Below are 18,088 nucleotides of genomic sequence, written 5' to 3'. Positions count from 1 at the left end.
TATTTTCTGAAAACTTTCTCCATTTTTCCATGAAATGTGGTAAAATAAAAGAAAGAAGCTGACAAAGGAGACGGGTATGGAACAAACATTCTTTATCATTAAACCAGATGGTGTAAAAAGAGGATTAGTAGGTGAAGTGTTGAAACGCATCGAACAGCGTGGCTTTACAATCGAAAAATTGGAGTTGCGTTCACAGGTTTCAGAAGAGTTGATTGACCAGCACTATCAGGACTTGGTTGGTCAGAGTTTTTACCCACCGATTCGTGAATTTATGACTTCGGGACCAATCCTTGTAGGTATCATTTCTGGTCCCAAAGTAATCGAAACTTGGCGGACCATGATGGGAGCAACTCGTCCAGAAGAAGCTTTACCAGGAACTATTCGAGGTGATTTTGCAAAAGCGGCTGGTGAAAATCAGGTTATCCAAAATGTTGTCCATGGTTCGGATTCAGAAGAGTCAGCTAAGCGAGAAATTGCTCTTTGGTTTTAAGAGTGGATTGGCTCAATCAATTGGTTAAAAGCTCATTTGAATAGAAAGTATAGTCACATAAAAAAGAAAGGACTAACTTCGTCCTTTCTCATTCTTAGCTTTTCTTCAACCTACTACAGTAGATAAACATACTGAATAGCTACTGTCTTGACTCATTTAATTCTTAAAAATTGATAGAGTTGACAAATGGTAGAAAAAAGCCCTTTTTACTAAGTTAAGTATCAACTACAGTTACGATTAGCATTCGTTACTTAACCCACTCACCATTATAGTTTACGTAGTAACCATCTACTGTGGTATTAACAGCTAGAGCACCTGAACCATACGCATAGTACCATTTACCATTGACTTGGAACCAGCCTGTTTTCATATCTCCATTACTTGCATTTAGATAGTACCATATTGAACCATCCTTCACCCAACCTGTCTTCATATCACCGTTTTGAGCATCTAGATAATACCACGTTGAACCATCTTGATACCAGCTAGTCGCCATCACTCCTGATGAACGGAGATAGTACCACTTGTTACCAAGATATTGCCAACCAGTTTGCATTGTACCAGTTGTTGTATCGAGATAATACCAACTTGAACTATCGTTTATCCATCCTGTACGTCTTTCACCACCAAAGTAGTCTTTCCCTAAGTAACCTGTTTTTACTAGATAATACCAGTTGGATTGATCATAAAGCCAACCTGTCTTTAAAGAATGATCTTGGTCAAAGTAATAGTTTGCGTGTTTAAGAACTTCTGGTCCTTCAAAAAGTTCACCATATTTTTTACCAACATTTAATGAATCCTTAGCATCTAATTCCTTCCAACCAACATATTCTTGAAGAGTACCATCTTGTCCAAAAAAGTACCACTTGTGTTGAAGACCGATTTCATTAATTGGTTGGTTATCTAATAAATCATCACGATAACCTGTTCCAGGGATTTCTAAGTATTGCCAACCGACAACCATCTCTCCTCTATCACCAAAATAGTAAGTTTTACCGTCTATTTTATGCCAATAGATTGCTTTATGATCATCTTTTACATAATATTTTCTATTATCCTTATCAACAAATTGACCACCTGTGGTATCCGCAAATACAGTATTTGTAGTTAGCAAACCAAAGAAAAGTGCTGTTAGCCCAACTTGCATAGTTTTTTTCAAAAGTTTCATTTATATATTCCTCCAATATTAGATCCACTCACCAGATGAAGCGAAATTATAAACTTTACCATCGATAGTTTGGCTACCTGTAACCATTGCTCCAGAGGAGTTGAGATAATACCATTTTTCTCCTACTTTTATCCAACCTGTCTTCATATCTCCATTAGTAGGATCTAAATAGTACCATGTTGAGCCATCTTTATACCAACCAGTCTTCATGTCACCATTGGTCTTATCTAAATAATACCATCTTCCTCGTACATATTTCCAACCTGTGGACATTGAACCAGAGGTTTCAAGATAATACCATTTGCCATTTATACTTTGCCAACCTGTTTGTTTATTACTATTCTTATAATAATACCAAGTACCACTAATCAACTTCCATCCATCAATTGAATGCCCTTGAATAACAGAGTAGATGAAAGATAGAGCTTTCTCATTTAACTTAACAGCATAATTCATTTGTCCAGCAGAACTACCAGATACATGAACACCAATCATTCTATAACTGCTATCATATACGGCAGCTCCACTAGCACCTCCTAAAGTATCTATTTGATACATTAGAAAATCTCCCGTATCTTTTACAACATCCTTAGAATCGGTATACATTTGCTTAGCAGTACTCATAGCTGGATATCCAGTAATAGTTGCCCCTATACCTTCAAGATTTCCTAGGTTATTCGGAAGCCCCAGTGTACCTAATTGAGAACCAATTGGTTCTTCCAAAATTAAAACTGCTAAGTCATATGTAGTAAGTTCATTTGAAGCAGTATTTTGAAATTCTTTTAGATAACGAACTTCTTTTACCTTTATTTTTCCTACTGGATTTTTGTTTGGAGTAGCAGCAGGCATAACATATACAGAGTCTGCCTCTGTATTAGAATCACGATCGTAAACAACATGAGCCGCTGTAATCAAAATATTATCTTTTACAAAACTAGCACTTCCTCTAAAAACAGAATTTATACCATTAAATTCTGCTTCTACGTAAGCTGACGTAGAATACGGATACTGTAAAGTATTCTCAATTTTAACTAAATCATTTTTACCAATAATGACTTCTGACTGATCTGTATAATATTTACCATAAGTCGGTGAAATATCTGGAAGGGAAAAATTATTACTTCCTGGACTCTCTTGTAAAGTTTCACTTACCTCATATTCTTCACCTATATTAGAAATAACAGTCAAAGCAGATACTGTAGATAGCTGACTAGCCAATAAAATACTAGCAATAATTGAAATACCGAATTTGCGATAAAATGTTTTCTTCATTTTTATAATTAATTCCTTTCGTTTCACTCAAGGCACAACACAAAATGAAAAAGTGTTGTGCTCTTTATTTTGTTTTATAATAATAGTGAAAAAGCCTATCACTACTACAAATCACGGGGAGGTGAATAAGTGAGTGGTATAGCCACTACCTCGCATTTTTATAGGTGTCATTCTTTCCATCAAGCACAACTAACTGTGACTAGGAGCACGTAAACTTATAATTGAATAAGCGACTCGTTTCTGATGTGTTCGGAAAAAGTGCTCAGGCTATTATTCAGAGCATACTTGACAATCAAGAGGAGAAACCAAACATTGAACAGTTGGTTCACAAGCGAATGAAGGATAAGCTGCAAGACTTGAAAATCGCTATTGAGGGGGATGTGACACCTGAACAAGCTGAGAAAATCAGAATCATCAAGGAACACTATGATGCACTTGCCGTCTGTAAAGAAGATTTAGAAACCATGATTCGGAAGCTCGGACAAGAATGCCAAGAACAGGTCAAGCTAATCCAAACCGTGCCTGGTTTCAAAGAGGAACTATCTGCCCTCAGAATTATCTCTGAAATCGGAGCTGATATGACTGTTTTTAACACTGCGGGTAAACTCTGTTCTTGGTCTGGATTAGTTCCTGCCAACAATGAAAGTGCAAGAAAGAAATTTTCTACTCGTATTTCGAAAGGTGGTCACTACCTCAAACCTTTTCTTGTTCAAATAGCTAACGCCGTGGTTAAATCAGAGAAGCACCCTGAATTACGAAATAAATATCTCAAACTCAAGAAACGACGGGGGCATCGAAAAGCTATCATCGCTATTTGTCGCAGATTATTGGTTGCCATCTACCACGTACTTTTAAAACAGGAGAGTTATAATCCAAGATTACAAGATCTTACAGAAATAAGAAATCCTGATAAGACAATGTCTCTTCAAGATGCTATTCGCTTCGCACAGAAACATGGATTCAACGTGCTTTAATTTTAAAATTTAGGTGTCAAGTCCTCTTTTTAGTATACCCAAAATTTGGAGAAATAAGCAATCAACTAATTTTTATTTTTTTCAAACTTGCCCCTACAATTTTTAATGAATAATAAAAGCGAATATACTAGAGACTAATTCTATTCCGTTATTCTTTAATCTGCCTTTCCAACATCAAGTCCATTCGATTTTTTTTGTGATTGTACTCGAACTTCCAATTGTCTATTCTTCTGAACAAACTGTTGATAGGGAATTGTATTACCAAATGCAAGAACACTGAGTAATACAAATATAACTATTTTTTTAATTCCACGATTTCTCCTCATCCTATATTGACCTCTTTTCTTTCTTCTTAATTCTAACACACATATGAAAATCAGTCAATTTTTTATATTTGGTTTGACTTTTTTTCTTATTATTACCATGAAGAATTTTTTATTCCTTTAACTTGCTATTTTGAACTAAAAATTTTATAATGAAATTAAGCAAATAGGAAGGATTATTATCTTTAATGAATACACTCGCAGAGAAATTCAGATTGAAAAGAAAAGAGTTGAGACTCTCCCAACAAACTCTTGCAGAAGGAATTTGTGAACAAAGCCAGATTAGTAAAATTGAGAGAGGGCATTTCATTCCCTCCGCAGACCTTTTGTTCAAACTCTCACAACGACTTGAAGTGCCATTAGATTATTTTTTTAATGAACAAATTGAAATTAAATCTAACCTCTCTAATTTCAAGCAATTATCTGCTCGTCTATTAGATGATAGAAATTATGACGATTTGGAATATATTTATAGAATAGAGATTGAACGAAGTACTTTTCTAACACTAGAAGACCGAACTTACCTTGAATGGATTAAAGCTATTATTGACTTCTATCAATATGACAGTAAGCGTGAGGCAATTTCTTCATTGGAAAATATATTATTAAAAGTCTCTTCAAATACTCTGATTTATTTAAAGGCGTTGAATACTCTATCTAATTTCTATTCCTTAGTGGGTCGTGAACAAGAATATGAGGCAAACTACTCTCATTTAATGGAGTTATATCAGACAAAAAATTTTGAGCATCAAGAGTTTTTATTTGGCTACATCAGAGTTCGTTACAATTACGCTCACTACCTAGTGTCAAAGGAAAAATATAACGAAGCCATCCAAGAAGCTCTTGAGACGATTGAACTCTGTAAAAAAAGACAGACAAGCTACCAACTGGCTCCTCTACTTATTCTTGTAGGAAATGCTGGAGCCAAATTTCTAGATAAAGAACAAGTCAAAAATTATTATATAGAAGCAAAAGAGTTATGTAAGATTTATAACAATCCTTTAATGTTGATGAATATAGAAAATTATTTGAAGGAATTAGATACTGTTTAGTTAATCTTGACATTATAGTTTTTCTGAAACGTTAAATAACCTGTAAGGCTGATAGTGAAATTAATACTATCAGCCTTATTTCAAATTTATATTCTTCGAAAATCTCTTCAAACCATGTCAGCTCTATTTGCAACCTCAAAACAGTGTTTTGAGCAACCTGTGGCTAGCATCCTAGTTTGCTCTTTGATTTTCATTGAGTATTAGTCTCTCGTGTTTGTTTAGCGTCTAAAAGAGACATTTGAGAAGATTAGAAACAGTTCTCTCTTTTCTCCGAGTATAATGATTGGTAGGAAGGGAGAGAAAAGATGAAATCAATGAGAATCTTATTTTTGTTAGCTTTAATTCAAATCAGTTTGAGCAGCTGTTTCCTATGGAAAGAATGCATCTTGTCCTTTAAACAAAGTACAGCTTTTTTCATCGGAAGTATGGTCTTCGTTTCAGGAATCTGTGCTGGAGTAAATTATCTTTATACTCGTAAGCAAGAAGTCCATAGTGTCCTAGCCAGTAAGAAGTCAGTGAAGCTTTTTTACAGTATGTTACTCTTAATTAATTTGTTAGGAGCTGTCCTTGTTTTGTCAGACAACTTGTTTATCAAAAATACGCTGCAACAAGAATTAGTTGACTTTTTATTGCCATCCTTTTTCTTTCTATTTGGGCTAGATTTGTTGATTTTTTTACCCTTGAAAAAATACATGCGCGATTTGCTTGCTATGCTAGACAGAAAAAAGACAGTGTTGGTGACTATTATAGCAACACTTCTTTTCTTAAGAAATCCAATGACTATTGTCTCACTTCTGATTTATATTGGACTGGGTTTGTTTTTTGCAGCCTATCTTGTCCCAAATTCTGTTAAAAAGGAAGTTTCCTTTTATGGTCATATTTTCCGAGATCTTGTATTGGTCATTGCTACGCTCATTTTCTTTTAGAGCAAGCCTGTTTTTATGGATGTTATGATGGTAATACTCTTCGAAAATCAAATTCAAACTACGTCAGCGTCGCCTTGCCGTACTCAAGTACAGCCTGCGGCTAGCTTCCTAGTTTGCTCTTTGATTTTCATTGAGTGTAAGTTTAGCAGGAAAATAGACACAGAAGAAAACTTTTTGGTATAATAGAGGTATGTACACAAAAAATGAAGAAGAGCTACAATCTTTAGGGGAACGCTTGGGTCATCTATTAGAAAAGAATGATGTTTTAATCTTAACTGGAGAACTTGGTGCAGGTAAAACAACCTTTACAAAAGGCCTTGCTAAGGGATTACAGATTTCTCAGATGATTAAGAGTCCAACTTATACTATCGTGAGAGAGTATGAAGGTCGTCTTCCACTTTACCATTTAGATGTTTATCGTATCGAGGGGGATGCTGATTCTATTGACTTGGATGAGTTTCTCTTTGGTGGTGGGGTAACTGTCATTGAGTGGGGAAATCTTTTAGGTGATGCCTTGCCAGATACTTATTTAGAATTGGAAATTCTAAAAGAGGAAGATGGTCGCAGATTAAACTTCAAAGCCAAGGGTTTGCGTGCAGAAAAACTCTTAGAGGAGCTTCAACATGGAGTATGAATTGCTCATTAGGGAAGCAGAAATTGAAGATGCAGCTGCCTTAGTATCATTTTTAAATTGTGTGAGTTTGGAGACAGATTTTACCAGCCTGGATAGGGATGGTATTTTGATGACAGATACTGAGATGGAGCTATTTTTGGATAAACAGGCTCACTCGGAAAATCAAATCACTTTACTGGCCTTACTGAATGACGAAATAGCTGGTCTTGTAAATATCACAGCTGATCAACGCAAGAGAGTTCGTCATATTGGAGATCTCTTTATTGTGATTGGTAAGAAATATTGGAATAATGGATTGGGAAGTTTTTTGCTAGAAGAAGCGATAGAGTGGGCACAAGCAAGTGGCATTCTGCGTCGTCTCCAACTGACTGTCCAAACTCGTAATCAAGCTGCAGTCCATCTTTATCAAAAGCATGGCTTTGTAATTGAAGGTAGACAAGAACGCGGTGCGTATATAGAAGAAGGGAAATTTATTGATGTTTACTTGATGGGTAAACTGATAGATTAGTAGAAATATGGTTAAAAAAATTATTGGAATGGTGCTAGCTTTTCTAGCTGTGACAGTTTTGGGTGTGGGTGTCTTTGCTTATACCATTTATCAGCAAGGTACACAAACCTTATCAAAAACCTATAAAAAGATTGGGGAAGAAACCAAGGTTATTGAGGCGACTGAACCTTTAACGATCCTTTTAATGGGAGTTGATACTGGGAATGTGGAACGTACGGATCAGTGGGCTGGAAATAGTGACAGTATGATTTTGCTGACCGTCAATCCTCACACAAAGAAAACCATGATGTTGAGTTTGGAACGTGATATTCTGACTAAAATTCAGCATAAAGATGGTCGTATTGAAGAAGCAAAGTTAAACGCTGCCTATGCTGGTGGTGGAGCAGAACTTGCTATAGAAACAATTCAAAAGATGATGAATATCCACATCGATCGCTACATTATGGTTAATATGCAAGGATTGCAACAATTAGTCGATGCAGTAGGTGGCATTACCGTCAATAACACGCTAGGTTTCCCGATTTCTATCAGTGACCAAGAAGAATTTAACACCATTTCTATTGGCGTTGGAGAACAGAAAATAAATGGAGAGGAAGCGCTTGTTTATTCACGCATGCGGTATCAAGATCCAGAAGGAGACTACGGACGTCAGAAGCGTCAGCGTGAAGTCATTCAAAAAGTTGTTGAAAAAGTTCTTAGTTTGGATAGTGTCAGTCACTATCAGTCTATCTTAAAAGCTCTAAGTACCAATATGCAGACTAATATTGATTTATCTGCAAAAAGTATTCCGAACTTGTTGGGTTATAAAGATTCATTTAAAACCATTGAATCACAACAGTTGAAGGGTGAGGGAGAGATGTTGCAAGGTATTTCTTACCAGATTGTTTCGAGAGAGCATATGTTGGAAATGCAGAATATATTGCGACGTTCTTTGGGACAAGAAGAAGTCACTCAGCTTGAAACAAATGTTGTCTTATTTGAAGATTTGTTTGGACGGGTACCTGTTGATAATGGGGATAATCAACAACAAAGCGTCTTTGTAACAAATGAAGTAGAATAGTTTGTTTTTTGATACAAATAAAAAATCAATCGTGGGAAATTTCCTGCGATTTTTTCAAAAAAATACGAATAGATAGGTAGGAGGAAACATGAAAGCAGAAATCATTGCTGTTGGAACAGAGATTTTGACAGGACAGATTGTCAACACCAATGCCCAGTTTTTATCAGAAAAACTAGCAGAAATTGGAGTAGACGTATATTTTCAGACGGCTGTAGGAGACAATGAAGCTCGTCTCTTGTCTTTGCTTGAGATTGCCAGTCAACGTAGCGGTCTAGTGATTTTGACAGGTGGTTTGGGACCGACAGAGGATGACCTAACCAAACAAACTCTGGCTAAATTTTTAGGGAAAGAATTAGTCTTCGATCCTCAGGCGCGGGAGAAGTTGGATGTCTTTTTTGCCCAGAGACCAGACTATGCCCGAACACCGAATAATGAAAGACAAGCCCAAATTGTAGAAGGAGCGACTCCACTACCAAACGAAACAGGACTGGCTGTGGGAGGAATCTTAGAAGTCGAAGGAGTGACCTATGTCGTCCTTCCTGGTCCACCAAGTGAATTGAAACCCATGGTCTTAAACCAACTTCTACCCAAGTTGATGACAGGGAGCAAGCTGTATTCCCGAGTTCTTCGTTTCTTTGGAATTGGCGAAAGTCAGTTGGTGACCATTTTGGCTGATTTGATTGACAATCAAACAGATCCGACCTTAGCACCGTATGCCAAGACAGGAGAAGTCACTCTGCGTCTGTCAACAAAAGCTAGTAATCAAGAAGAGGCGAATAAAGCGTTGGATATCTTGGAAAATCAAATCTTAGGTCGCCAAACCTTTGAAAGTCTTTCTTTGCGAGAACTTTGTTATGGTTATGGGGAAGAGTCTAGCTTGGCTAGCATTGTGGTAGAGGAACTGAAAAAGCAAGGGAAAACCATCACAGCAGCAGAGAGTTTGACGGCAGGGCTTTTCCAAGCTACTGTGGCGGATTTTTCAGGAGTATCAAGTATATTTAAGGGTGGTTTTGTGACCTATAGCCTGGAGGAAAAATCAAAGATGTTGGATATTCCTGCCCAGGATTTGGAAGAACATGGTGTGGTGTCTGAATATACAGCCCAGAAGATGGCTGAGCAGGCACGAAGCAAGACCCAGTCTGATTTTGGCCTTGGTTTGACTGGAGTGGCAGGACCAGATAGCCTAGATGGGCACCCAGCTGGGACAGTTTACATAGGCTTGGCGCAAGAGCATGGAACTAAGGTCATCAAGGTGAATATTGGAGGCAGAAGTCGAGCAGATGTACGTCACATTGCGGTTATGCATGCCTTTAACCTAGTTCGCAAGGCTTTATTAAGTGACTAACTTTTGATATAATAGTAGATAGGTCTGAGGACCATTAGAATGTAGGAGAATAGAATGGCGAAAAAACCAAAAAATTAGATGAAATTTCAAAAAAATTCGGGGCAGAACGTGAAAAAGCCTTGAATGATGCTCTTAAATTGATTGAGAAAGACTTTGGTAAGGGGTCAATCATGCGTTTGGGTGAACGTGCAGAGCAAAAGGTACAAGTGATGAGCTCAGGTTCCTTGGCTCTCGATATTGCCCTTGGTTCAGGTGGTTATCCTAAGGGACGTATCATCGAAATCTATGGACCAGAGTCATCTGGTAAGACAACGGTTGCCCTTCATGCAGTTGCACAAGCGCAAAAAGAAGGTGGGATTGCAGCATTTATCGATGCGGAGCATGCCCTTGACCCAGCTTATGCTGCGGCCCTTGGGGTCAACATTGACGAATTACTCTTGTCTCAACCAGACTCAGGAGAGCAAGGTCTTGAGATCGCAGGAAAATTGATTGACTCAGGTGCAGTTGACCTTGTCGTAGTCGACTCAGTTGCGGCTCTTGTTCCTCGTGCGGAAATTGATGGAGATATTGGAGATAGCCACGTTGGTTTGCAGGCTCGTATGATGAGTCAGGCCATGCGTAAACTTGGTGCTTCTATCAATAAAACCAAAACGATTGCCATCTTTATCAACCAATTGCGTGAAAAAGTTGGGGTTATGTTTGGAAATCCAGAAACAACACCTGGTGGACGTGCTCTGAAATTCTACGCATCAGTTCGTTTGGATGTTCGTGGAAGCACACAAATCAAGGGAACTGGTGACCAAAAAGATACCAATGTCGGTAAGGAAACTAAGATTAAGGTCGTGAAAAACAAGGTGGCTCCGCCATTTAAGGAAGCCTTCGTTGAAATCATGTACGGAGAAGGGATTTCTAAGACTGGTGAGCTTTTGAAGATTGCAAGCGATTTGGATATCATCAAAAAAGCAGGAGCTTGGTACTCTTACAAGGATGAGAAAATCGGGCAAGGCTCTGAAAATGCTAAGAAATACTTGGCAGATAATCCAGAAATCTTTGATGAAATTGACCATCAAGTCCGTGTTCAATTTGGTTTGATTGATGGAGAAGAAGCTTCTGTAGAAGGTGTTGAAACTAAAAAAGATGACGCAGTCCAAGCAGATTCTGTAAATGAAGAAGTGACACTTGACCTAGGCGACGAACTTGAAATCGAAATTGAAGAATAAGCTGTTAAAGTAGTGGAAAAAACCACTGCTTTTTCGTTTCCTAGTTCTGGCATAGTTTGCTGTTTCTTGTCGCTCCTCTAGAAAGCTGATATAATAGCCTTATGAATAAAAAACGAACAGTGGACCTGATTCATGGTCCTATTCTTCCCTCGCTTTTGAGTTTTGCCTTTCCAATCTTGCTGTCCAATATTTTCCAACAGCTCTATAACACTGCTGATGTCTTGATTGTTGGGCGTTTTCTTGGACAAGATTCTTTGGCTGCGGTTGGGGCAACAACTGCCATTTTTGACTTGATTATAGGATTTACGCTTGGTGTCGGAAATGGGATGGGGATTGTTATTGCCCGCTATTATGGGGCTCGGAATTTTACTAAAATCAAGGAAGCGGTAGCAGCCACCTGGATTTTAGGTGCTCTTTTGAGTGTTGTGATTATGTTGCTGGGCTTTCTTGGTTTGTATCCTCTCTTGCAATACTTAGATACCCCTGCTGAAATCCTCCCTCAGTCCTATCAATATATTTCTATGATTGTGACCTGTGTCGGTGTCAGCTTTGCCTATAATCTCTTTGCAGGCTTGTTGCGGTCTATTGGGGACAGTCTAGCAGCCCTTGGCTTCCTGATTTTCTCTGCTTTGGTTAATGTGGTTCTGGATTTGTATTTTATTACGCAACTGCATCTGGGAGTTCAATCCGCAGGACTTGCTACCATCATTTAGCAAGGTTTATCAGCGGTTCTCTGCTTTTACTATATTCGTAAGAGCGTGCCAGAACTTCTCCCTCAACTCAAACATTTCAAATGGAACAAGGCCTTGTACGCTGATCTCTTAGAGCAAGGTTTGGCTATGGGCTTGATGAGTTCCATTGTATCTATCGGCAGTGTGATTTTACAGTCTTCTGTTAATACCTTTGGGGCAGTGATTATAAGTGCACAAACGGCCGCTCGACGCATTATGGCCTTCGCTCTTCTTCCTATGACTGCTATTTCTGCCTCGATGACGACCTTTGCTTCGCAGAATCTTGGGGCCAAGCGACCAGACCGCATTGTTCAAGGTCTTCGAATCGGCAGTCGTTTAAGTATGTCCTGGGCAGGCTTTATTTGTATCTTTCTATTTTTTGCCAGTCCAGCCTTGGTTTCCTTCTTGGCTAGTTCGACGGATGGTTACTTGGTAGAAAATGGTAGTCTCTATCTGCAAATCAGCTCAGCCTTTTATCCTATTTTGAGTCTCTTGTTGATTTATCGCAATTGTTTGCAAGGCTTGGGACAAAAGATCCTTCCTCTGGTTTCTAGCTTTATTGAACTAATCGGAAAAATCGCTTTTGTGGTCTTGATTATTCCTTGGGCAGGATATAAGGGTGTTATCCTTTGTGAACCCCTTATCTGGGTTGCCATGACCATTCAACTGTACTTTTCACTGTTCCGTCATCCCTTGATAAAAGAAGGCAAGGCCATCTTGGCAACAAAACTGTCATCATAGCTGGATTTGCTAAATAAAATCCGTTTCCTCTAGTGAAAATCGAAAAAACTTGTGTTATAATAAGAAAGATTAAAATGTGAAAAAAGGAGATTCCTAATGGGACGTAAATGGGCCAATATCGTAGCCAAGAAAACGGCTAAAGATGGAGCTAACTCTAAAGTATATGCAAAATTTGGTGTAGAAATCTATGTAGCAGCTAAAAAAGGTGATCCAGACCCAGAATCAAACACTGCTTTGAAATTCGTTATCGACCGTGCCAAACAAGCCCAAGTGCCAAAACACGTTATCGATAAAGCGATTGATAAAGCAAAAGGAAACACAGACGAAACCTTTACAGAAGGACGTTACGAAGGTTTTGGACCAAATGGTTCTATGCTGATCGTTGATACTTTGACTTCAAACGTCAACCGTACAGCAGCTAATGTCCGTGCAGCTTTTGGTAAAAATGGCGGAAATATGGGTGCTTCAGGTTCGGTTTCTTACCTCTTTGACAACAAGGGTGTTATCGTATTTGCTGGCGAAGATGCGGATTCGGTCTTTGAGCAATTGCTGGAAGCAGATGTGGATGTGGACGATGTGGAAGCAGAAGAAGGAACAATCACTGTTTACACAGCTCCAACAGACCTTCACAAGGCTATCGTTGCCCTCCGTGAGTCTGGTATTGAAGAATTCCAAGTGACAGAATTGGAAATGATTCCTCAGTCAGAAGTGGAATTGTCAGGCGAAGACCTTGAAACATTTGAAAAACTTTACAGCGTTCTTGAAGACGACGAAGACGTTCAAAAGATTTATACAAACGTAGACGGGTTCTAATTTAACTTAGAAAACATGATCCTAAGTGAGAAAATCACTTGGGATTTTTTTTGATCAAGAAAATAGTTCTCTAGGAAACTTTTTTCTTGACATCTCTTTTCAAAGTGGTAAAATAGTTCTCATGAAAACTTAATTAGTTCCTAGGAGAACTAAATGTGATGGTTAGAAAGGAGTTAGTATGGATAAACCGATGTTGGTCTTCAAGCGTTTTGGTCATCAGATTCACCTGATGGTGCAAAAGGAAGCCAAACGTTGTGGTATTGAATTTATGGGTGGGCCTCAAGGTCAGGTTGTACGTTTTTTGGATAATCGTGAGAAAAACCAAGACTTGGTCTTGATTAAAGATATTGAGAAGGAACTCAATATTAGCAAGTCTGTTGCTAGTAACTTGGTCAAGCGTATGGTGCAAAATAGTTTGGTGGAATTGGAGGCGAGTCCTAGCGATAAGCGGGCTAAATTTGTTCGTCTGACGGACAAAGCACGTTCTCAGATGCAACAGGTTAAGGCTTTTTTTGAACGCATAGACAAGCAGTTGATGGAAGACATTGATGAAGATGAATTACTGATTTTTGAGAAAGTTCTCGGTCAACTACAGGAAAATATCAAGGGAATAGGAGGAGAGAATGAAGAAATTAGCCAAACGAATTAGTAGAAAAGAATGGGGGATGATTTTACTAGCTATTCTCTTTACTTGCTTTTCGGTCTATCTAGAGTTGGAAGTGCCGACCTATATCTCGAAAATTACGGATTTGCTAGGTAGTCAAGGAACTAATTTAGATGAGTTGTGGCAGCCAGCAAGCATGATGGTGGGAATGTCCTTTCTTGCCTTCTTGTCCGTAGTTGCAGTTGGATTTTTTGCATCCCGAGTGGCGGCTTCTTATACTAGTAGGCTGAGAAGTGATATTTTTAACCGAGTTTTAGATTACTCGCAGACAGAGATTAAGAAATTCTCTATTCCCAGTCTTTTAACTCGTACCACCAATGATATTACTCAAGTTCAAATGTTGATTACCATGGGCTTGCAAGTAGTTACGCGTGGTCCGATTATGGCTATCTGGGCTATCGGGAAGATTTTAGGCCATTCAGAATACTGGCTCTGGGCCGTTCTTGTAGCAGTGATTGTCAATGTTTTGATGACGACAGTCTTGATGACGCTAGCCTTTCCAAAACAGTCCTTGATTCAAAGTCTGACTGATAAACTGAACAGTATCACTCGTGAGAGTTTAACAGGTATTCGTGTTGTTCGCGCCTACAATGCTGAAGAATACCAAAATGAAAAATTTGCAGCAGCAAATGATGAATTGACACGCTTGAATTTGTTTGTCAACCGTCTTATGGCGATTTTGAACCCTATCATGATGGGGATTTCAAGTGGTTTGAGTGTGGCGATTTACTGGATTGGGGCCTATGTGATTAACGACGCTACTCCGACAGCACGTCTGCCTCTCTTTAGCGACATGATTGTTTTCATGTCTTATGCCATGCAGGTTGTCATGGGCTTCCTTCTCATGGGAGCACTCTTCATCGTTCTTCCCCGAACTATGGTCTCTGCTAAGCGGATTAATCAAGTTTTAGATTTGCATTCTTCTATCCAAAACCCTGCTCAAGTGCAGCTGGCTGATGAAAACCTCAAAGGTCAGGTCGAGTTTAAGGATGTGACCTTCCGCTATGCGGCAAATTCGGAGGCAGTTATCGAGCATGTTAGCTTTAGAGCAGACGCTGGTCAAACAGTGGCCTTTATTGGTTCAACAGGTTCTGGTAAATCAACTCTGGTTAATCTGATTCCACGTTTCTACGATGTATCAGCAGGAGAAATTCTGGTGGACGGTGTCAATGTTCAAGACTATGACTTGGAAGATTTGCGCAACAAGGTTGGTTATATTCCACAAAAAGCTGTTCTCTTTTCAGGTGATGTCAAGGGCAATCTAGACTTTGGACACAGTCAAGAAACACCGCTTAGTGAACAAGCTATGTGGCAATCCTTAGAATTGGCCCAGTCTAAGAACTTTATCGAAGACAAGGAAGCAGGCTTAGAGTCAGAAGTAGCCCAAGGAGGAACCAACTTCTCAGGTGGTCAAAGACAGCGTCTGGCAATTGCGCGTGCCTTGGCTCGGAAGCCAGAAATCCTCATCTTTGATGACTCCTTCTCAGCCTTGGACTACAAGACAGACCGTGTCCTACGCCAAGAATTAGCAGAGAAAACAAAATCTATGACCAAACTTATCGTTGCACAACGTATTTCAACGATTATGGATGCAGATTTGATTTTGGTCTTGGATCAAGGAAAAGTCGTGGGGCAAGGCACCCACAAGGAACTTCTAGCTAATAACGAAGTTTACCAAGAAATTGCCTATTCACAACTATCGAAGGAGGAATTGGAACATGGAAAATAAAAAAATGTCTCTCTGGAAACAGAGTAAACCCTATCTTGCAGGCCTCCAGTTTGCCCTTCTAATCGCCTTTCTAGCAACAATCTTATCCAATATCATTACTGTATATGGTCCAACCCGCATCAAGGACATGACCAATATCATTGCAAGTGGTCTGGAAACAAGTGTGGATGTCGCGGCGGTTGCAGCTATTGGTGGTTTTTTGGCCGCGATTTATGTGATCGGACTCCTATCAAATTATTTGCAGGCCTTTCTGTTTACAACAGCTATTCAACGTTTTTCAGAGCGTTTGAGAAGAGCCATTGCAGAGAAAATTAATCGCCTTCCATTAGGATATTTTGATGGACATTCTCAAGGAGATACCTTGTCTCGTGTAACCAATGACGTTGACACGGTAGCCCAGTCCCTCAATCAAAGTCTGGGAACGGTTCTTTCATCTAGTTTATTAGTTGTAGCAGTCTTAGTAACCATGTTTGGGATGAACTGGATTTTAGCCTTGGTGACGGTTGTTTCAACCTTTATCGGTTTTGCTTTCGTGTCCGTCTTTATGGGCAAATCGCAGGGCTTCTTTAAGAGTCAGCAACAGGATTTGGCAGCTGTAAATGGTTATGTGGAGGAAATGTACTCTGGCCATAATGTGGTGACCAGTTACAATGCTATCGAGAGCACCAAAGAAGAATTTGCGACCTTAAACCATCGTCTGTATGACAGTATTTGGAAATCTCAGTTTATTTCTGGGATCATGATGCCGATTATGATGTTTATTGGGAACTTTAGCTATGCTCTAGTGATTATCGTCGGTGCAGCCTTGGCCTTAAATGGGCAGATTAGTATCGGGATTATCGTTGCCTTTATGGCTTACGTGCGTATCTTTTCTCAGCCCCTTTCGCAAATTGCTCAAGGGATTACTAGTTTGCAGCAGGCTAGCGCAGCCATGGGACGTGTCTTTGAATTCTTAGCTGAAGAGGAAATGGAAGATGAATCCCATAAAGAAAGACAACTGAGCGACATGAAAGGTCAAGTAGTCTTTGATCGAGTTTCCTTTGGTTACACACCAGAGCGAACCATTATTCATGACTTTTCTGCGACTGCTCATGCAGGTCAAAAGGTTGCCATTGTCGGACCGACCGGAGCTGGGAAGACAACCATTGTCAATCTTTTGATGAAGTTCTATGAGATTGATAAGGGAAGTATTCGCATTGATGGTGTGGATACCAAGGAGATGAAACGTTCGGAAGTACACGATGCCTTTTCAATGGTCTTGCAGGATACTTGGCTCTTTGAAGGAACCATTCGCGACAATCTTATCTATAACCAAACAGGTATTAGTGATGAGCGCGTGATTGAAGCCAGCAAGGCTGTAGGGATTCACCACTTTATCATGACCCTACCAGATGGTTACGATACCGTCTTGGACGACACAGTGACCTTGTCTGTCGGACAAAAACAACTCTTGACCATTGCTCGTGCTTTGCTGAAAGATGCGCCACTCCTAATTCTGGATGAGGCGACATCTTCGGTTGATACTCGTACAGAAGAGTTAATCCAGAAAGCTATGGACCGGTTGATGGAGGGAAAAACTTCCTTTGTCATCGCCCACCGCTTGTCAACTATCCGAAATGCTGACTTGATTCTTGTCATGAAAGATGGAAATATCATCGAGCAAGGCAATCATGATGAGCTGATGGCACAAGGAGGCTTCTACGCTGACCTCTATAACAGTCAATTTACAGAAGACCAAGCAGAAGAATAAACCCAAAGAAGGCTTGACGGCCTTCTTTTTCTGCACTATACTAGAAGACAAGTGCTTCCCTGCAAGCAAAATTTGAGTAAGTGATGAGAAAATATATGAAAAATTATCAAGAATGGTATGACCACATGGCTGGTAAGATTGAAAAGAAGCCTATCTTTCTGAGGTTGCTAAGAGCTTTCAATCGGTTTATGACAGTATTTATGCCTATAGTTTATTTAACCTTGTTAGTAACTACTTATCTCCAACAAGGACTTGGGAAGCAGGTCTTGATGTATGTGTTTGTCCCTGCGTCAGGTTTTGTGATTTTGTCCTTTCTTCGTAAGAAAATCAATGCCCCTAGGCCTTATGAGGAATGGGATATTAAACCCTTGCTTGACAGAGATAGTCCTGGTCAGTCTATGCCCAGTCGTCATGTCTTTTCAGCAAGCATTATCTCCATGGCTTGCTTACATGCTAGTCTATCTGTAGGTTTAATCTTGTTGATCTTATCAGCCATCCTCGGTCTAGTAAGAGTCCTAGGGGGAGTGCATTATCCCAAGGATGTAGTAGTTGGTTATATTTGTGGTCTTGTGTGGGGGATGATTTTCTTTCTATGTTGACCTGTAAGTTAGGGTAGCCTTACAACCACTTACGGGTCTAAAGTAACCACTTGCTTTTTTGCTCTTGTTTTCTTATTTTACCTTTGATA

Annotated in this window: 16 protein-coding genes and 3 pseudogenes; 15 read left to right on the top strand and 4 right to left on the bottom strand. The window is 39.4% G+C overall.

From position 1 onward, the window contains the following. Nucleotides 1-76: 76 nt before the first annotated feature. Complete coding sequence (gene ndk / locus SK642_RS08355; protein ID WP_033684371.1) at nt 77-490, top strand: nucleoside-diphosphate kinase; 414 nt, start codon at nt 77-79, stop codon at nt 488-490. 247 nt (nt 491-737) lie between these two features. Here the strand turns inward: ndk and SK642_RS08350 are convergent, their stop codons facing one another. The 3 genes and pseudogenes from SK642_RS08350 to SK642_RS08345 form a co-directional block, all read right to left on the bottom strand. Continuing rightward, entirely contained in the window at nt 738-1,658 is a 921-nt protein-coding gene (locus SK642_RS08350) for an N-acetylmuramoyl-L-alanine amidase family protein (protein ID WP_033684370.1), read from the bottom strand. Nucleotides 1,659-1,676: 18 nt separating this feature from the next. After that, nucleotides 1,677-1,805 (bottom strand): hypothetical protein, encoded by a 129-nt coding sequence (locus SK642_RS11225; RefSeq protein ID WP_419991769.1) that lies wholly within the window; start codon nt 1,803-1,805, stop codon nt 1,677-1,679. 3 nt (nt 1,806-1,808) lie between these two features. Then, nucleotides 1,809-2,930, bottom strand: a pseudogene (locus SK642_RS08345) (trypsin-like serine protease); the annotation flags it as partial. Between the two features lie 233 nt (nt 2,931-3,163). On the opposite strand from SK642_RS08345, the pseudogene SK642_RS10380 reads away from it, so the two are divergent. Then, nucleotides 3,164-3,904 (top strand): annotated as a pseudogene (locus SK642_RS10380) (IS110 family transposase); the annotation flags it as partial. 155 nt (nt 3,905-4,059) lie between these two features. On the opposite strand, the gene SK642_RS11070 reads toward SK642_RS10380, so the two are convergent. Next, nucleotides 4,060-4,230 (bottom strand): PhrA family quorum-sensing system peptide, encoded by a 171-nt coding sequence (locus tag SK642_RS11070; protein WP_033684368.1) that lies wholly within the window; start codon nt 4,228-4,230, stop codon nt 4,060-4,062. Nucleotides 4,231-4,415: 185 nt separating this feature from the next. Here SK642_RS11070 and SK642_RS08330 point away from each other — a divergent pair, with 185 nt between their 5' ends. The 13 genes and pseudogenes from SK642_RS08330 (at nt 4,416) to SK642_RS08270 (ending at nt 17,999) form a co-directional block, all read left to right on the top strand. Beyond that, a complete protein-coding gene (locus tag SK642_RS08330) occupies nt 4,416-5,279 on the top strand; it encodes a helix-turn-helix domain-containing protein (RefSeq protein ID WP_033684366.1) in 864 nt (287 codons plus the stop codon). Nucleotides 5,280-5,584: 305 nt separating this feature from the next. After that, nucleotides 5,585-6,205 (top strand): hypothetical protein, encoded by a 621-nt coding sequence (locus SK642_RS08325; protein ID WP_033684365.1) that lies wholly within the window; start codon nt 5,585-5,587, stop codon nt 6,203-6,205. A gap of 190 nt (nt 6,206-6,395) precedes the next feature. Further along, complete coding sequence (tsaE, locus tag SK642_RS08320; protein WP_033684364.1) at nt 6,396-6,839, top strand: tRNA (adenosine(37)-N6)-threonylcarbamoyltransferase complex ATPase subunit type 1 TsaE; 444 nt, start codon at nt 6,396-6,398, stop codon at nt 6,837-6,839. Further along, nucleotides 6,829-7,347 (top strand): GNAT family N-acetyltransferase, encoded by a 519-nt coding sequence (locus SK642_RS08315; RefSeq protein WP_033684363.1) that lies wholly within the window; start codon nt 6,829-6,831, stop codon nt 7,345-7,347. Before tsaE ends, SK642_RS08315 begins: the two co-directional genes overlap by 11 nt. Before the next feature lie 7 nt (nt 7,348-7,354). Further along, nucleotides 7,355-8,407 (top strand): biofilm formation/cell division transcriptional regulator BrpA, encoded by a 1,053-nt coding sequence (gene brpA, locus SK642_RS08310; protein ID WP_033684362.1) that lies wholly within the window; start codon nt 7,355-7,357, stop codon nt 8,405-8,407. Nucleotides 8,408-8,495: 88 nt separating this feature from the next. Next, a complete protein-coding gene (locus SK642_RS08305) occupies nt 8,496-9,752 on the top strand; it encodes a competence/damage-inducible protein A (RefSeq protein ID WP_033684361.1) in 1,257 nt (418 codons plus the stop codon). Nucleotides 9,753-9,835: 83 nt separating this feature from the next. After that, nucleotides 9,836-10,972, top strand: a complete 1,137-nt coding sequence (gene recA / locus SK642_RS08300; RefSeq protein WP_033684360.1) for a recombinase RecA — start codon at nt 9,836-9,838, stop codon at nt 10,970-10,972. Between the two features lie 101 nt (nt 10,973-11,073). Further along, a pseudogene (locus SK642_RS08295) lies at nt 11,074-12,444 on the top strand (MATE family efflux transporter). A gap of 96 nt (nt 12,445-12,540) precedes the next feature. Next, the gene (locus tag SK642_RS08290; RefSeq protein WP_033684359.1) at nt 12,541-13,257 is read left to right on the top strand and encodes a YebC/PmpR family DNA-binding transcriptional regulator; all 717 of its coding nucleotides are present in this window, start codon (nt 12,541-12,543) and stop codon (nt 13,255-13,257) included. A 178-nt stretch (nt 13,258-13,435) separates the two neighbouring features. Further along, nucleotides 13,436-13,906, top strand: a complete 471-nt coding sequence (locus tag SK642_RS08285) for a MarR family winged helix-turn-helix transcriptional regulator (RefSeq protein WP_033684358.1) — start codon at nt 13,436-13,438, stop codon at nt 13,904-13,906. Beyond that, entirely contained in the window at nt 13,881-15,650 is a 1,770-nt protein-coding gene (locus SK642_RS08280; RefSeq protein ID WP_033684357.1) for an ABC transporter ATP-binding protein, read from the top strand. The genes SK642_RS08285 and SK642_RS08280 overlap by 26 nt, the downstream gene beginning before the upstream one ends. After that, entirely contained in the window at nt 15,640-17,400 is a 1,761-nt protein-coding gene (locus SK642_RS08275; protein WP_033684354.1) for an ABC transporter ATP-binding protein, read from the top strand. Before SK642_RS08280 ends, SK642_RS08275 begins: the two co-directional genes overlap by 11 nt. A gap of 95 nt (nt 17,401-17,495) precedes the next feature. Next, complete coding sequence (locus SK642_RS08270; RefSeq protein ID WP_033684352.1) at nt 17,496-17,999, top strand: phosphatase PAP2 family protein; 504 nt, start codon at nt 17,496-17,498, stop codon at nt 17,997-17,999. Nucleotides 18,000-18,088: the final 89 nt, after the last annotated feature.

The organism is Streptococcus mitis (genome assembly GCF_000722705.1).
Lineage (GTDB): Bacteria > Bacillota > Bacilli > Lactobacillales > Streptococcaceae > Streptococcus > Streptococcus mitis_P.
Note: the sequence above shows the minus strand (reverse complement) of the source record. Positions and strands in the feature narration are given on the sequence as shown.

Bases quoted from the DNA above. Each gene is read 5' to 3' on its own strand.
- SK642_RS08305 (WP_033684361.1), top strand. From the start codon at position 8,496: ATGAAAGCAGAAATCATTGCTGTTGGAACAGAGATTTTGACAGGACAG.
- ndk (WP_033684371.1), top strand. From the start codon at position 77: ATGGAACAAACATTCTTTATCATTAAACCAGATGGTGTAAAAAGAGGA.
- SK642_RS08285 (WP_033684358.1), top strand. From the start codon at position 13,436: ATGGATAAACCGATGTTGGTCTTCAAGCGTTTTGGTCATCAGATTCAC.
- SK642_RS08290 (WP_033684359.1), top strand. From the start codon at position 12,541: ATGGGACGTAAATGGGCCAATATCGTAGCCAAGAAAACGGCTAAAGAT.
- tsaE (WP_033684364.1), top strand. From the start codon at position 6,396: ATGTACACAAAAAATGAAGAAGAGCTACAATCTTTAGGGGAACGCTTG.
- brpA (WP_033684362.1), top strand. From the start codon at position 7,355: ATGGTTAAAAAAATTATTGGAATGGTGCTAGCTTTTCTAGCTGTGACA.
- SK642_RS11070 (WP_033684368.1), bottom strand. From the start codon at position 4,230: ATGAGGAGAAATCGTGGAATTAAAAAAATAGTTATATTTGTATTACTC.
- SK642_RS08280 (WP_033684357.1), top strand. From the start codon at position 13,881: ATGAAGAAATTAGCCAAACGAATTAGTAGAAAAGAATGGGGGATGATT.
- SK642_RS11225 (WP_419991769.1), bottom strand. From the start codon at position 1,805: ATGAAGACAGGTTGGATAAAAGTAGGAGAAAAATGGTATTATCTCAAC.
- SK642_RS08275 (WP_033684354.1), top strand. From the start codon at position 15,640: ATGGAAAATAAAAAAATGTCTCTCTGGAAACAGAGTAAACCCTATCTT.
- SK642_RS08315 (WP_033684363.1), top strand. From the start codon at position 6,829: ATGGAGTATGAATTGCTCATTAGGGAAGCAGAAATTGAAGATGCAGCT.
- SK642_RS08325 (WP_033684365.1), top strand. From the start codon at position 5,585: ATGAAATCAATGAGAATCTTATTTTTGTTAGCTTTAATTCAAATCAGT.
- SK642_RS08330 (WP_033684366.1), top strand. From the start codon at position 4,416: ATGAATACACTCGCAGAGAAATTCAGATTGAAAAGAAAAGAGTTGAGA.
- SK642_RS08350 (WP_033684370.1), bottom strand. From the start codon at position 1,658: ATGAAACTTTTGAAAAAAACTATGCAAGTTGGGCTAACAGCACTTTTC.
- SK642_RS08270 (WP_033684352.1), top strand. From the start codon at position 17,496: ATGAAAAATTATCAAGAATGGTATGACCACATGGCTGGTAAGATTGAA.